The sequence below is a fragment of the Pseudomonas sp. GW821-FHT01E10 genome (genome assembly GCF_059422365.1).
Genome location: NZ_JBWKWT010000006.1, coordinates 117900 through 133597, shown reverse-complemented (window position 1 = coordinate 133597; position 15698 = coordinate 117900). Strand labels below are relative to the sequence as shown.

Below are 15698 nucleotides of genomic sequence, written 5' to 3'. Positions count from 1 at the left end.
TCAGATGTGGGGCATGCCTGCGGCGATCAGTCGCGTCCTGATACGGTTTTTTAGTGTTTAGCTGAATCTGTAACACGCTGCGCTGCTGCCGCATAGTTGCACCCCAAGAACGAGCCGCAGAGTTCGATCCACCGCAACTCCTGTGGGAGCGGCCTGTGGCGAGGGGGCTTGCCCCCGTTGGGTTGCGAAGCAGCCCCAAAATCTCTGATACACCGAAGATCTTGTGAGTGCTACGCACTCAAACGGGGGCAAGCCCCCTCGCCACAGGAGCTTCCACAGGTTCTGCGCAAAATTCCTGATGAGGTGGCAGCCACATGTATCAATACGATGACTATGACCGGGCCCTGGTGTTCGAGCGTGTTGCGCAGTTTCGCGATCAGGTCGAACGTTTCATGGCCGGCGAATTGAGCGAAGAAGAGTTCCTGCCCCTGCGTTTGCAGAATGGCCTGTATATGCAAAAACACGCCTACATGCTGCGCGTGGCGATTCCTTACGGCACCCTGAGCGCCAGGCAAATGCGCACTCTGGCGAGCATTGCCCGGGACTACGATCGTGGTTACGGCCACTTCACCACCCGGCAAAACATGCAGTTCAACTGGATCGAACTGGCCCAGGTCCCGGACATCCTCGAACGCCTGGCCCAAGTGGAAATGCACGCGATCCAGACCTCCGGCAACTGCGTGCGCAACATCACCACCGAAGCCTTCGCCGGCGTCGCGGCGGACGAGCTGATGGACCCGCGTCCGCTGGCGGAGATCCTGCGGCAATGGTCGACCATCAACCCGGAATTCCTGTTCCTGCCGCGCAAGTTCAAGATCGCCATCTGTTCGGCGAAACAGGACCGCGCGGCGATCATGATGCATGACATCGGTCTTTATCTTTATTGCGACGACAGCGGGCAAATGCTCTTGCGGGTGATCGTTGGCGGCGGGTTGGGGCGTACGCCGATTCTCGGTCTGCAGATTTGCGAAGGCTTGCCGTGGCAGCATTTGCTGTCTTATGTCGAGGCGGTGCTGCGGGTCTACAACCGCCACGGACGGCGCGATAACAAGTACAAGGCGCGGATCAAGATTCTGGTCAAGGCCCTGGGGATCGAAGCGTTCGCCAAGGAAGTGGAGGAGGAGTGGCAACACCTCAAGGACGGCCCGGCGCAGTTGACCGACGTCGAGTATGAGCGTGTCGCCAGCGCCTTTGTGCCACCCGATTACCGTTCACTGGCCGGCACCGACCTGGACTTCGGCACGTGCCTGGCCGAGCACCCGGCGTTCGCCCGTTGGGTGGCGCGCAACGTTCAGCCGCACAAGATGCCGGGTTACGCCTGCGTGGTGCTGTCGACCAAGCCGGGTATCGCCGCGCCGCCGGGGGATGTCACGGCCGAACAAATGGAAGCGGTGGCGCTATGGTCCGAGCAGTTCGGTTTCGGCGAAATCCGCATCGCCCATGAACAGAACATCGTCCTGCCGGACGTGCCCAAGGCAGACCTTTATGCGCTGTGGTGCCAGGCCTGCGAGCAAGGCCTGGGGAGTGCCAACATCGGCTTGCTGACTGACATCATCGCTTGCCCCGGCGGCGACTTCTGCGCCCTGGCCAACGCCAAGTCGATCCCCATCGCGCAAGCGATTCAGGCACGTTTCGACGATCTGGACTACCTGCATGACCTGGGCGACATCAGCCTGAACATCTCCGGCTGCATGAACGCCTGCGGCCATCACCACATCGGCAACATCGGCATCCTTGGCGTCGACAAGAACGGCAGCGAGTGGTACCAGATCACCCTCGGCGGCGCCCAGGGCAAGGACAGCGCGTTGGGCAAGGTCATCGGCCCGTCCTTCAGTGCCGCCGAAGTGCCCGATGTGATTGAACGGATCATCGGCACATTCGTGCGCTACCGCGAGAGCGAAGAACTGTTCGTCGATACCCTGGCGCGCATCGGTCTGGAGCCATTCAAGGAACGGGTTTATCCAAAGGTGCTGGAGGTGTCGGCATGAACAATCTGCTGCGTTTGCGAGAGGGCGGTGCCGAGTGGGTGCGCGATGACCCGTGGCAGTTGATTCGTGAAACGACCGGTGAACCGCCGGCCGGGCCGCTGATCCTGCCGTTACCCCAGTGGCTGGCCCTTAACGCCGACACCACAACCGCGCTCGAAGGTGTCTGGCTCGGTCCTGACGACGAAGTGACAAATCTGATTCCGTGGTTCCCCGACCTGCCGCTGATTGCCCTGGACTTCCCGAGTTTTCGCGACGGACGTGCCTACAGCCAGGCCTATCTGTTGCGCACGCGATTCGGATGGCAAGGCGAATTGCGCGCGATTGGCGATGTGCTGCGCGATCAACTCAGCCACATGCGCCAATGCGGTTTCGACAGCTTTGCCGTGCGTGAAGACAAGTCTGCCGAAGATGCGCTGAAGGGACTGGCGGGGATGAGCGTGTTGTATGGGCGTTCGGTGATCGAGCCGCGGCCGTTGTTTCGGCGGCGGTAGGGCATCGAGATCTTTTGCTTGGGCCGATGATGGCATTTTGATAGAGTCCGCGTCTCATAAGGAGTTGGTGAAGAAAGGAGTCTGGTTTGGGCGCGGGCAAGAAGATTTTAGGGTTGATAGCGCTGTTGCTGATGGCGGCCCTGTGGGGCAGTTATTTTTATGTGTTCAAAGAGAACCGTAACGGCCAGCTCGGGGATGCGTTCGACAGCTACGCCTGGTGCGGCACGCCGCCGGCCAGCGATAGCGGCGGGCAGGGCAAGGATCAACTGTCGCTGCGCATCACCAACAACGTTCGCGGCGAGTTCATGCTCTCGGGGGCGGTTGTCGTTTCCGAGCGAACCTTTGATCGCTACGACCTGGGCCGCAACGAACTGCGGCTGCGCATGGAGCCGCTGCAGTGGTCCTACGGCGTTGCGCCGATTTTCATGGAACAGGTCAAGATCAAACCCCTGAGCCGTAACCTGTCTTCGGTCAACAAAAGTGCCTACGCCGAACTTGAGTCCCGGCCCATCGACGTCCAGGGGCGGGCGACCGACTTTCCGTTCGACACCTACCGCTACGGTTACAAACCGGTGTTGTACTACCTCAAGGGTAATGAGCGCGTCGACCTGCGCTTCAAAAACGTCACCACCAGCATGCAGATGTCCAACACCTTTACGCCGATCCAGAAGTACAACCGTGTCGAGTACATCAACGAGAAAAATTCGCTGATCAGTGAGCAGGACTACAAGCCCTACGGCGCCAACGAATGCGCGTTCAGCGTCGAGCGCAAGGGCTCGTTCAAGGTGATTGTGTTGCTGTTGTTGCTGGTGATGTGCCTGCCGCTGCTGCATGTGTTCTATCGCGACGAGCCGGGCATCGACTTTCTCGCGACGCTGGTGAGTATTGGCGCGATCCGGGTGTTCCTGGTGGGGCCGTTGAACGATTTCCAGTTGTACACCATCGACTTCCTGTTTGGCGCGGTGATCATCCTGGTGGGCACGGTATCGTTGATCAAGGCGATGCGGGCCAATAGCCGGCGGGAGTTGGCAGCGAAAAGCGGGTCTTCGTGGTGATTGCCGCGACCGTGGCGAGAGCTGAAAATTGTGATTTTCGATACAAAAACGCCGGGCATTAGCTATACCTGTAACTCTCGTAGGCAATACCGTTGCCGTCCTTCTGACAGGAGTTAAAGCATGAAGCTTGCGTTAATGATGAGCACACTGTGCATCGCCTCTCTCGGGGTGGCGGGTTGCGCCAGCAAAGTCGTCGAGCCAGACCAGTACTCCGGCTTTCTCAAGGACTACAGCCAGCTCAAGGAAGCCAAGTCGCCATCGGGCGCCGTGGTGATGCGCTGGGTCGATCCCAAGCTCAACGTCAACAAATACACCAGTGCCTACATCGAGCCGACTCAGCTCTATCCCAAACCGCAGCCGACAGCGAAAATCCCTCAGACCACGTTGAACGGCATCACCAGCTACTACGATCAAGCGCTCAAGCGCGAACTGGGTAAATCCCTGCCACTGGCCAGCGGCCCCGGCCCAGGCGTGATCGTGGTACGTGCGGCGATCACCGCCGTCAGCAGCAAGACCGAAAGCCTCAAGCCATATGAAGTGATCCCGATCGCCCTGGTGGCAGCGGCCGTCACCACCGCCAGCGGTGCTCGCGATCAGCAAACCGATCTGGCCACCGAAGCGGTGTTTCTCGACGGCGGCACCAACAAAGTCATCGCCCAGGTGGTGCGCAAGGGCACCGGCAAACCGCTGGAAAACGAAGCTCAGGTGATGAAAGCCGATGACGTGAAAAACGTGATCGATGGCTGGGCTTCGGACATGAATCAGTCGTTTGTAAAATTCAAGTCCAAGTAACGCGGGTTTATTGTTCGCGCAAGATCGTTCCCAGGCATGGGAACGATCAATCCCCTTGGCTATTCCCCCGGGATGTCGGCCGGTATGACAGTGAGCGCAACCGGCGCCGCATGACTTTGCATTGTCTGGGCACCGACACCACAACTGGCGAAAAGCGCCATCAGGCTGAATCCCGCAACGCGAAGCAAACCTTTCATAGACGTTTCCTCATTTTCCGAAGATGACATTCGGTCTGGCCTGCATGAAGGCTTTTTTTACTCTAGCAGGTGGTTGTCGCGTCAACGGGTTTGCTTGTTGAATTGAAGATCCATTCGCGGGCAAACCACGCTCCCACAGGTATTGAGTGAGCCTTGGCTGATTTGCCAACCACAATCTCCTGTGGGCATGGGCTTGCTCGCGAAGAAGGATTGTCAGTCAACATCACTGTTGAATGCTGAGTCGCGCGTAGGTGTGCTTCATTGCTTCTTCGCCTGTGCCCGCACGCGCTCTTCCTGTTCACGCAGTTCCGGGGTGAACTCGGCACCGAAATCTTCGGCCTCGAACACCTGGCGAATCTCGATCTCGGCCTCTGTACCCGGCATCGGGTTGGGGCAGCGCTTGACCCACTCGATCGCTTCCTCTTTCGACTTCACCTGCCACAGCCAGTAGCCGGCGATCAGCTCTTTGGTTTCGGCGAACGGGCCATCGATCACTGTGCGTTTATCTCCCGAGAAGCGCACACGGGCACCTTTACTGCTGGGCTGCAGGCCATCGCAGTCGATGAGGATGCCGGCCTTGGCCAGTTCCTCGTTGTAATTGCCCATTGCGGTCATCAGTTCTTCGCTGGGCATCACGCCGGCCTCGGAATCGGGGCTGGCTTTTACAATGATCATGAATCGCATGGTCTTGTCTCCGTTGAAGTTGAGTGATTCATTGCATAGTCGAATGGGCGTGACTTGAATCGACAACGCACCTAAACAAAAATTGTCCTTTTCGTTTTAGTCGATGTTGTAGAGAACAGATGTATTTTCGACATCCTCCTCGCGATCAAATATTCCTGTGAGACCCATCCAACGACCAACGGAAGGTGCCCCCCAGTTCCGCTTCAGGCACTGGATGTTCAACCTGATCCCGTCGAACTGGACGGTGGTGATCCGGGAGGTCGGCGATACGCATTTCATCGATGAAATGCTCAAGGGGCCGCTGCGCGCCTTTCGTCATGAACATCGGGTGGCGGCGGGAGAGGGCGGTACGCTGTACACCGACCGCGTGACCTATGCGGCGATTGGCGGTGCTTTGACTGAAGGGCTGCTGGTGAATGCCTACATGCGGCGGATTTTCGCGGCGCGGCACCGCAATATGCTGCGGTTGCTCGGGTAGTGCACGTGCATCCAGCCCTGTGGAATTGCAGGTTTGCCTCTCCCGCCACTCATGACAATTTGTGTTTTTGCATAGGTCCCCGGCTCATTTCGTGGTTAACTTCGGCCTCGTCAAAATTCTCTACATCAACGTTCAGAAGGACTCCGTTCATGGCTCAAGTCACTCTCAAAGGCAACCCGGTTCAAGTCAACGGCCAACTGCCACAAGCCGGTTCCCAGGCGCCAGCCTTTTCCCTGGTTGCCGGCAATCTGTCCGACGTGACCCTGGCGAGCTTCGCCGGCAAGCGTAAAGTGTTGAACATCTTCCCAAGCGTCGACACCCCGACCTGCGCCACCTCCGTGCGCAAGTTCAACGCCCAGGCCAATGACGTGGCCAACACCGTCGTGCTGTGCATCTCCGCCGACCTGCCGTTCGCCCAAGCCCGCTTCTGCGGCGCCGAAGGCCTGGAAAACGTACAGAACCTGTCGACCCTGCGCGGTGCCGAGTTCAAGGAAAACTACGGCGTGGCCATCGCCGATGGTCCACTCAAAGGCCTGACCGCCCGCGCCGTCGTGGTTCTGGACGAAAACGACAAGGTCCTGCACAGCGAACTGGTCAAGGAAATCGCTGAAGAACCGAACTACGACGCAGCGCTCGCCGTTCTGAAGTAAGCAAAGTTTTACAATTGTTAACGGCCTGGCCCTGTCCAGGCCGTTTTCATTTGTGCTTCAGTGTCTTAGCCAAAACTCCTGTTAGGTAAGCCAAAGGTAAATTGCCGGTAAAGGCGCTTTGCTTAATACCCGCCAGTGCTTATCGTTCAGCCTCCCGTAGAAAAAAAGCGCACGCGCCCAATGGTTGATCATTCCATGCAATCCTCCGCTTCCCGCAATCCTCGTCGCTGGCTGTTCGGCCTGCTTGTCCTGTTGGTCATCGTCGGCCTGTGCTGGAAGTTCTGGCCCGCTGGCAGCAGCCCGAAGGAGGGCGCAGGGCAGAAAGCCGTTGCCGGGCATACCGGTCGGTCGGGGGGGATGCGTCCGGGATTCGGCGGGGCGACGGGACCGGTTCCGGTGCGCGTGGCGCCGGTGGTCAAAGGCGATTTTCCGCTGTATTACAAGGCGCTGGGCACGGTCACGGCGCTGAACACCATCAATGTGCGCAGCCGCGTCGGTGGCGAACTGGTCAAGGTCTATTTCGAAGAAGGGCAGATGGTCAAGGCGGGTGACCTGCTGGCCGAGATCGATCCACGTCCTTATCAGAATGCCTTGCTCCAGGCCGAAGGCACCTTGCTGCAGAATCAGGCGCAATTGAAAAACGCCCAGGTCGACGTCGAGCGTTATCGTGGCCTGTACCGCGAAGACAGTATCGCCAAGCAAACCCTGGACACCGCCGAAGCGCTGGTCGCCCAGTATCAGGGTACGGTCAAGACCAATCAGGCGGCGGTCAACGACGCCAAGCTCAATCTGGAATTCACCAAGATCCGCGCTCCGATCACCGGGCGTGTGGGTCTGCGGCAGCTGGACGTCGGCAACCTTGTGGCGGCCAACGACACCACGGCGCTGGTGATCATCACCCAGACCCAACCGATCAGCGTGGCCTTTACCTTGCCGGAAAACAGCCTGGACACCGTGCTGACCCGCTATCGCACCGGCGCCAAGCTGCCCGCCGAAGCCTGGGACCGCGGCGACACCCAATTGCAGGCCACCGGCGTGTTGCAGAGCCTCGATAACCAGATCGACGTCACCACCGGCACCCTGAAATTCAAGGCCCGCTACGAGAACCGCGATCAAGCGCTGTTCCCCAATCAGTTCGTCAACGTGCACCTGCTGGCCGATACCCTTAAAGATGTGGTGCTTGCACCCTCGGCGGCGATCCAGTTCGGCACCAACGGCACATTCGTCTATGCGCTGGACGGCGACAAGAAGGTCACCATCCGCCAGTTGAAAGTCGGCGCCAGTGATGGGGAAAACACCGTGATCACTGAAGGCCTGGCCATCGGTGATCGGGTGGTGCTGGAAGGCACCGACCGCCTGAAGGACGGCAGTGAAGTGGAGGTGGTCAACGACAGCGAGGATGTACCGACCACTCCGACCGAACATCTGCAAGGCAAATCGGCGGCGACCCCAGGCGAGCCGGCGGCCACCGACAAGGCGAAAAAGGGCGGCGCATGAACATCTCGCGGCTGTTCATCCTTCGCCCGGTCGCCACGACCCTGAGCATGCTGGCCATTATTCTGGCCGGGGTGATCGCTTATCGGCTGCTGCCGGTGTCGGCATTGCCTCAGGTCGATTACCCGACCATCCGCGTCATGACGCTCTATCCCGGCGCCAGCCCTGATGTCATGACCAGCGCCGTGACTGCGCCGCTGGAACGTCAGTTCGGCCAGATGCCCGGCCTGACCCAGATGGCCTCGACCAGTTCCGGTGGTGCCTCGGTGCTGACCCTGCGGTTCAGCCTCGACATCAACATGGATGTCGCCGAGCAGCAGGTGCAGGCGGCGATCAACGCCGCGACCAATTTGCTGCCCAAGGATCTGCCCGCGCCGCCGGTGTACAACAAGGTCAACCCGGCGGATACCCCGGTGCTGACCCTGGCCATCACTTCCAAAACCATGCTGCTGCCCAAGCTCAATGACTTGGTCGACACCCGTATGGCGCAGAAAATTGCGCAGATCAGCGGCGTCGGCATGGTCACTATTGCCGGCGGTCAGCGTCAGGCGGTGCGGATCAAGGTCAACCCCGAGGCCCTGGCGGCCAACGGCCTGAACCTGTCGGACGTGCGCACCTTGATCGGTGCCTCCAACGTCAACCAGCCCAAAGGCAACTTCGACGGCCCGACCCGGGTGTCGATGCTCGACGCCAACGACCAGCTGACGTCGCCCAAGGACTACGCCAACCTGATTCTGGCCTATAAAAACGGCGCGCCGTTGCGGCTCAAGGACGTGGCACAAATTGTCGATGGCGCCGAGAACGAACGCCTAGCGGCATGGGCCAATGAAAACCAGGCCGTGCTGCTGAACATCCAGCGTCAGCCCGGCGCCAACGTCATCGAGGTGGTCGACCGGATCAAGGCCTTGCTGCCGAGCATCACCGACAACCTGCCGGCCGGCCTCGACGTCACGGTGCTCACCGATCGCACCCAGACCATCCGCGCCTCGGTCACCGACGTGCAACACGAACTGCTGATCGCCATCGCCCTGGTGGTGATGGTCACGTTCCTGTTCCTGCGGCGAGCCAGTGCCACGATCATTCCGTCGGTGGCGGTGCCGCTGTCGTTGATCGGCACCTTCGGCGTGATGTACCTCGCCGGGTTTTCGGTCAATAACCTGACCCTGATGGCGCTGACTATCGCCACCGGTTTCGTGGTGGACGATGCAATCGTCATGCTGGAGAACATTTCCCGCTTCATCGAAGAGGGCGACAGCCCACTGCAAGCGGCGCTCAAGGGTGCCAAGCAGATCGGCTTCACCCTGATTTCCCTGACCCTGTCGTTGATCGCGGTGCTGATTCCGCTGCTGTTCATGGCCGACGTGGTGGGGCGTTTGTTCCGCGAGTTCGCGATCACGTTGGCGGTGGCGATCCTGATTTCGCTGGTAGTGTCCCTGACCCTGACGCCGATGATGTGTGCGCGGTTGCTCAAGCGTGAGCCCAAGGAAAAAGATCAGGGCTGGTTCTACCGCTCCAGTGGCGCGACCATCGACTGGATGATCGCCGCCTACGGGCGCAAGTTGCAGTGGGTGCTCAAGCATCAGCCGCTGACCTTGCTGGTGGCCATCGGCACGTTGGCATTGACCGTGTTCCTGTACATGGTGGTACCCAAGGGTTTCTTCCCGGTGCAGGACACCGGGGTGATCCAGGGGATTTCCGAGGCGCCACAGTCGATTTCCTTCGCGGCGATGAGCGAGCGCCAGCAGGAATTGGCCAAGGTGATCCTGGCTGACCCTGCGGTCGAAAGCCTGTCGTCCTATATTGGCGTCGACGGTGATAACTCGACGCTCAACAGCGGCCGGTTACTGATCAACCTCAAGTCCCACGGCCACCGCAACCTGAGCGCCACCCAAGTCATTGCCCGCTTGCAACCGGAGCTGGACAAGCTGGTCGGCATTCGCCTGTTCATGCAGCCGGTGCAGGACCTGACCATCGAAGATCGGGTCAGCCGTACGCAGTACCAGTTCAGCATGTCGTCGCCGGATGCCGAGTTGCTTAGCCTGTGGAGCGGGCGTCTGGTCGAAGCCCTGGCGCAACGGCCGGAACTGACCGATGTCGCCAGCGATTTGCAGGACAAGGGTTTGCAGGTTTATCTGGTGATCGACCGCGATGCGGCGTCGCGGGTTGGCGTATCGGTGTCGAACATCACTGACGCGCTCTACGACGCCTTCGGCCAGCGGCAGATTTCCACCATTTACACCCAGGCCAGCCAGTACCGCGTGGTGCTGCAATCGCAGTCCGGCGAGAAGATCGGCCCCGATGCGCTGAACCAGATTCACGTCAAGACCACCGATGGCGGGCAAGTGCGCCTGTCCAGCCTGGCGCATGTCGAGGAGCGTCAGGCGCAGCTGGCGATCACCCACATCGGCCAGTTCCCGGCGGTGATGATGTCGTTCAACCTGGCGCCCGGCGTGGCGCTGGGGCATGCGGTGCAGATCATCGATCAGGTGCAGAAAGACATCGGCATGCCGATTGGCGTGCAGACCCAGTTCCAGGGCGCGGCCGAAGCGTTCCAGGCGTCGCTGTCGAGCACTTTGCTGCTGATTCTGGCGGCGGTGGTGACCATGTACATCGTGCTCGGCGTGCTCTACGAGAGCTACATTCACCCGATCACCATCCTCTCGACCTTGCCCTCGGCGGCGGTCGGCGCCTTGCTGGCGCTGCTGTTGAGCGGTAATGACCTGGGGATGATCGCGATCATCGGCATCATCTTGCTGATCGGTATCGTGAAAAAGAACGCGATCATGATGATCGACTTCGCCCTCGAGGCTGAACGTAATCAGGGCATGGACCCGCAGGCTGCGATCTATCAGGCGGCTCTGTTGCGCTTCCGGCCGATTCTGATGACCACCCTGGCGGCGTTGTTCGGCGCGGTGCCGCTGATGCTCGCCACCGGCTCCGGCGCGGAATTGCGCCAGCCGCTGGGTCTGGTAATGGTCGGTGGCTTGCTGGTGAGTCAGGTGCTGACGCTGTTTACCACACCCGTTATTTACCTGTACTTCGACCGCCTCGGGCGGCGCTGGGGCCATAAGCCCGAGTCCGTGGAACCGGTAGAGCAGCCATGAACCTGTCCGGACCTTTCATCAAGCGCCCGGTCGCGACGATGTTGCTGAGCCTGGCGATCATGCTGCTGGGCGGCGTGAGCTTCGGCCTGTTACCGGTATCGCCACTGCCGCAGATGGATTTCCCGGTGATCGTGGTCCAGGCGAGCCTGCCTGGTGCGAGCCCGGAGGTCATGGCCTCAACCGTGGCCACGCCGCTGGAGCGTTCCTTCGGCACCATCGCCGGGGTCAACACCATGAGCAGCCGCTCCAGCCAGGGCTCGACCCGGGTGATTCTGCAGTTCGACCTGGACCGCGACATCAACGGCGCGGCGCGGGAAGTGCAGGCGGCGATCAACGCCTCGCGCAACCTGCTGCCCAGCGGAATGCGCAGCATGCCGACCTACAAGAAGGTCAACCCATCGCAAGCACCGATCATGGTGCTGTCGCTGACCTCGGATGTGTTGGAAAAAGGCCAGCTCTACGACTTGGCCTCGACCATTCTGTCCCAGAGCCTGTCCCAGGTGCAGGGCGTAGGTGAAGTGCAGATCGGCGGCAGTTCGTTGCCGGCGGTGCGCATCGAGCTCGAACCCCAGGCGCTCAACCAGTACGGCGTGGCACTGGACGATGTGCGCACCACCATCGCCAACGCCAACGTGCGCCGGCCCAAGGGCTCGGTCGAAGACGGCCAGCGGCTGTGGCAGGTCCAGGCCAACGATCAGCTGGAAAAGGCCAAGGATTACGAGTCGCTGATCATTCACTACGCGGACGGCGCAGCCTTGCGCCTGAAGGATGTGGCCAAGGTCAGCGACAGCGTCGAGGACCGCTACAACAGCGGGTTCTTCAACGATGACGCGGCAGTCTTGCTGGTGATCAACCGCCAGGCCGGCGCCAACATCATCGAGACGGTCAACGAGATCAAGGCGCAGTTGCCGGCATTGCAGGCGGTGCTGCCGGCCAGCGTCAAGCTGAACCTGGCGATGGACCGTTCGCCGGTGATCAAGGCCACCCTGCACGAAGCGGAAATGACCCTGTTGATTGCCGTGGCGCTGGTGATTCTGGTGGTGTTCCTGTTCCTCGGTAACTTTCGCGCCTCTTTGATTCCGACCCTGGCGGTGCCGGTGTCACTGGTGGGCACGTTTGCCGTGATGTACCTCTACGGCTTCTCCCTGAACAACCTGTCGCTGATGGCGCTGATTCTGGCCACCGGGCTGGTGGTGGACGATGCCATCGTGGTGCTGGAGAACATTTCCCGGCACATCGACAAGGGCGTACCGCCGATGAAGGCCGCGTACCTCGGGGCGCAGGAAGTCGGCTTCACGCTGCTGTCGATGAACGTCTCGCTGGTGGCGGTGTTCCTGTCGATCCTGTTCATGGGCGGGATCATCGAAAGCCTGTTCCGCGAGTTTTCCATCACCCTGGCGGCGGCCATCGTGGTGTCGCTGCTGGTGTCGCTGACGCTGACGCCAATGCTTTGTGCGCGCTGGCTGAAGCCGCATACGCCGGGGCAGGAAAACCGTTTGCAACGCTGGAGCCAGCGGGCCAATGAGTGGATGGTCGGCAAATACGCCACCAGCCTCGACTGGGTGCTGCGTCATCGCCGACTGACCTTGCTCAGTCTGTTCGTGACGATTGGCGTAAACATTGCGCTGTATGTTGTTGTTCCTAAAGCCTTTTTTCCCCAGCAAGACACCGGCCAGCTGATCGGTTTCGTGCGTGGCGATAATGGCCTGTCGTTCAGCGTGATGCAGCCGAAGATGGAAACCTTCCGCCGCGCCGTGCTCAAGGACGACGCGGTGCAAAGCGTTGCAGGGTTCATCGGTGGCAACAATGGCACCAATAACGCGTTCATGCTGGTGCGGCTCAAGCCGATCAAGGAACGCAACCTGTCCGCGCAGAAAGTCATCGAGCGTTTGCGCAAGGAAATGCCCAAGGTGCCCGGTGCGCAATTGATGCTGATGGCTGACCAGGACCTGCAATTCGGCGGCGGTCGCGAGCAAACCACCTCGCAGTACTCCTACATCCTGCAAAGTGGCGATCTCGGTGCGTTACGCGAGTGGTATCCGAAAGTTGTTGCCGCCTTCAAGGCCCTGCCTGAGCTGACAGCGATTGACGCCCGTGAAGGCCGTGGCGCCCAGCAAGTGACGCTGATCGTCGATCGCGACCAGGCCAAGCGGCTGGGCGTGGACATGAACATGGTCACGGCGGTGCTGAACAACGCCTATAGCCAGCGGCAGATTTCGACGATCTACGACAGCCTCAACCAGTATCAGGTGGTGATGGAGGTCAATCCGAAATACGCCCAGGACCCAGTCACCCTGAACCAGGTCAAAGTGATCACTGCCGACGGCGCGCGAATTCCGTTGTCGACCATCGCCCACTATGAGAGCAGCCTGGAAAACGATCGGGTCAGCCACGAAGGCCAGTTCGCTTCGGAAAGCATCGCCTTCGACATGGCCGAAGGGGTGACGGTGGAGCAGGGCTCGGCGGCCATCGAGCGGGCGATTGCCAAACTCGGCCTGCCGGAAGACGTGATCGCGAAAATGGCCGGCACCGCCGACGCCTTCGCCGCCGCACAGAAGAGCCAGCCGTGGATGATTCTCGGCGCGCTGGTCGCGGTGTATCTGGTGCTGGGTGTGCTGTATGAAAGCTACATTCATCCGCTGACCATTCTTTCGACCTTGCCATCGGCCGGGGTCGGCGCGCTGCTGTCGATCTATGTGCTGGGCGGTGAGTTCAGCCTGATCTCCTTGTTGGGGCTGTTCCTGTTGATTGGTGTAGTGAAGAAAAACGCCATTCTGATGATCGACCTGGCGCTGCAACTGGAACGGCACCAAGGCCTGGAGCCGCTGGAATCGATCCGCAGTGCCTGCCTGCAACGGCTGCGACCGATTCTGATGACCACCCTGGCGGCGATCCTCGGTGCCTTGCCGCTGCTGCTGAGCCGCGCCGAAGGGGCGGAAATGCGTCAGCCGCTGGGCCTGACCATCATCGGCGGGCTGGTCTTCAGCCAGGTGCTGACCCTTTACACCACCCCGGTGGTTTACCTCTATCTCGACAAACTGCGCCATCGTTTCAACCGCTGGCGTGGGGTGCGTACCGATGCTGCTCTGGAAACTCCGCTATGACTGACCGTTCGCTTCTCAACCTGGCTGCACCGCTGATCACGGCCCGAGGCTCGCGTTTGCTGAGCCTGTCGCTGTGCGTGGCGATGCTCAGCGCCTGCGCCATCGGCCCGGATTACCAGCGCCCGCAAGCCGCCGCACCTGCGCAGTACAAAGAGGCGGCCGGCTGGCGTCAGGCCAACCCCAGCGATTCGTTGGCGCGTGGTGCCTGGTGGGAGCTGTATGGCGATCAGCAGCTCAACGGCCTGATCGAAAAGCTCAACAGCGCCAATCAGACCGTTGCCCAGTCCGAGGCCCAGTACCGTCAAGCCCAGGCCTTGGTGCGCAGTGCCCGTGGGGCGTTTTTTCCGACGGTGGACCTGACCGTCAGCAAGAACCGCTCCAGCCAGGGCACCGGCAGCAGCAGTTCGAGCCTGAGCAGTTCGTCCAGCGGTATCCGTGACACTTACTCGGCACAGGCCGGGGTCAGTTGGGAAGCCGATATCTGGGGCAAATTGCGTCGAGGCCTGGAAGCCGACACGGCCAACGCCCAGGCGAGTTTTGCCGACCTGGCGGCGATGCGCCTGAGCCAGCAATCGGAGCTGGTGCAGAACTACCTGCAATTGCGGGTGATCGATGAGCAGAAACGCCTGCTGGAAGCGACAGTCGAGGCCTATCAGCGCTCGCTGAAAATGACCGAAAACCAGTACCGCGCCGGAGTTTCCGGCAAGGATGCGGTGGCCCAGGCCACCACTCAGCTCAAAACCACCCAGGCGGAGATGGTCGACCTGATCTGGCAGCGCGCGCAGTTCGAGAACGCCATCGCCGTGCTGATCGGCCTGCCACCGGCCGAATTCAGCCTGGCCGAAACCCCAGACATTCCGGCGCTTCCCCAGGTGCCGCTGAGCTTGCCTTCGCAGCTGCTGGAACGGCGCCCGGACATCGCCTCCGCCGAACGCTCGGTGATGGCCGCCAACGCCAACATCGGCGTGGCGAAGGCGGCCTACTACCCGGACCTGACCCTGAGCATGAACGGCGGCTACAGCAGTAGCACTTACGCCAACTGGATCAGCCTGCCGAACCGTTTCTGGTCGGTCGGCCCACAGCTGGCCATGACCCTGTTCGACGGTGGCCAGCGCTCGGCGGAAGTCGATCGCAGTGAAGCGGCCTACGACGAGACTGTCGCCAAATACCGCCAGACCGTGCTCGATGGTTTCCGCGAAGTGGAAAACTATCTGGTGCAGCTCAAGGTGCTGGAAGACGAAGCCGTCGTGCGCCAGGAAGCTCTGGATGCGGCGCGCGAGTCTCTTCGCTTGACCCGGAATCAGTACAAGGCCGGGTTGATTGCCTATCTGGATGTGGTGGTGGTTCAGGCTACGGCGTTGAACAACGAACGCAACGCGCTGAGCCTGTTGCAGAGCCGGCTGATTGCCAGCGTGCAGTTGATTGCCGCGCTGGGCGGTGGGTGGGACGGGCAGCTTCAGGTGAGTGACAAGCAATAACCCCATCCCTGTGGCGAGGGAGCTTGCTCCCGCTCGGCTGCGAAGCAGTCGCAAACCGATTGATGCGTTTTGACTGAATGTACGCGTGAGCATCTTTGGGACGGCTTCGCCGTCCGGCGGGAGCAAGCTCCCTCGCCACAATCATCTTGATGGCCTTTTGATTACTTTGTGAGTGCGTTCGTC

At 60.6% G+C, this 15698-nt stretch carries 11 protein-coding genes and 1 pseudogene; 10 read left to right on the top strand and 2 right to left on the bottom strand.

The genetic code is table 11. The annotated features are described in order from the left end of the window. Nucleotides 1-314: 314 nt before the first annotated feature. From AC07V0_RS13885 to AC07V0_RS13870, 4 genes are all read left to right on the top strand, one after another. Nucleotides 315-1988 (top strand): nitrite/sulfite reductase, encoded by a 1674-nt coding sequence (locus AC07V0_RS13885; RefSeq protein WP_495019646.1) that lies wholly within the window; start codon nt 315-317, stop codon nt 1986-1988. Further along, a complete protein-coding gene (locus AC07V0_RS13880; protein ID WP_018926147.1) occupies nt 1985-2479 on the top strand; it encodes a DUF934 domain-containing protein in 495 nt (164 codons plus the stop codon). Before AC07V0_RS13885 ends, AC07V0_RS13880 begins: the two co-directional genes overlap by 4 nt. A gap of 86 nt (nt 2480-2565) precedes the next feature. After that, the gene (locus AC07V0_RS13875) at nt 2566-3534 is read left to right on the top strand and encodes a hypothetical protein (RefSeq protein ID WP_258612123.1); all 969 of its coding nucleotides are present in this window, start codon (nt 2566-2568) and stop codon (nt 3532-3534) included. 120 nt (nt 3535-3654) lie between these two features. After that, nucleotides 3655-4326, top strand: a complete 672-nt coding sequence (locus tag AC07V0_RS13870; protein ID WP_019650018.1) for a DUF3313 domain-containing protein — start codon at nt 3655-3657, stop codon at nt 4324-4326. 59 nt (nt 4327-4385) lie between these two features. Here AC07V0_RS13870 and AC07V0_RS13865 read toward each other — a convergent pair whose 3' ends face one another. Together AC07V0_RS13865 and AC07V0_RS13860 are read right to left on the bottom strand one after the other, a co-directional pair. Beyond that, nucleotides 4386-4523 carry a hypothetical protein gene (locus AC07V0_RS13865; protein WP_018926144.1) on the bottom strand — a complete coding sequence of 46 codons (138 nt, stop codon included), beginning with the start codon at nt 4521-4523 and terminating at the stop codon, nt 4386-4388. Between the two features lie 258 nt (nt 4524-4781). Then, nucleotides 4782-5207, bottom strand: coding sequence for a YciI family protein (locus AC07V0_RS13860; protein ID WP_192350688.1), 426 nt, complete (start codon nt 5205-5207; stop codon nt 4782-4784). Between the two features lie 181 nt (nt 5208-5388). Here AC07V0_RS13860 and AC07V0_RS13855 point away from each other — a divergent pair. The 6 genes and pseudogenes from AC07V0_RS13855 to AC07V0_RS13830 form a co-directional block, all read left to right on the top strand. Beyond that, nucleotides 5389-5685, top strand: a pseudogene (locus AC07V0_RS13855) (SRPBCC family protein); the annotation flags it as partial. A 149-nt stretch (nt 5686-5834) separates the two neighbouring features. Then, complete coding sequence (tpx, locus tag AC07V0_RS13850; RefSeq protein ID WP_018926141.1) at nt 5835-6335, top strand: thiol peroxidase; 501 nt, start codon at nt 5835-5837, stop codon at nt 6333-6335. 180 nt (nt 6336-6515) lie between these two features. Then, nucleotides 6516-7832, top strand: coding sequence for an MdtA/MuxA family multidrug efflux RND transporter periplasmic adaptor subunit (locus tag AC07V0_RS13845; protein WP_086946128.1), 1317 nt, complete (start codon nt 6516-6518; stop codon nt 7830-7832). Then, nucleotides 7829-10933, top strand: coding sequence for an MdtB/MuxB family multidrug efflux RND transporter permease subunit (locus AC07V0_RS13840; protein WP_495019645.1), 3105 nt, complete (start codon nt 7829-7831; stop codon nt 10931-10933). The genes AC07V0_RS13845 and AC07V0_RS13840 overlap by 4 nt, the downstream gene beginning before the upstream one ends. After that, entirely contained in the window at nt 10930-14037 is a 3108-nt protein-coding gene (locus AC07V0_RS13835) for an efflux RND transporter permease subunit (protein WP_495019644.1), read from the top strand. The genes AC07V0_RS13840 and AC07V0_RS13835 overlap by 4 nt, the downstream gene beginning before the upstream one ends. Continuing rightward, complete coding sequence (locus AC07V0_RS13830; RefSeq protein WP_018926137.1) at nt 14034-15515, top strand: efflux transporter outer membrane subunit; 1482 nt, start codon at nt 14034-14036, stop codon at nt 15513-15515. Before AC07V0_RS13835 ends, AC07V0_RS13830 begins: the two co-directional genes overlap by 4 nt. Nucleotides 15516-15698: the final 183 nt, after the last annotated feature.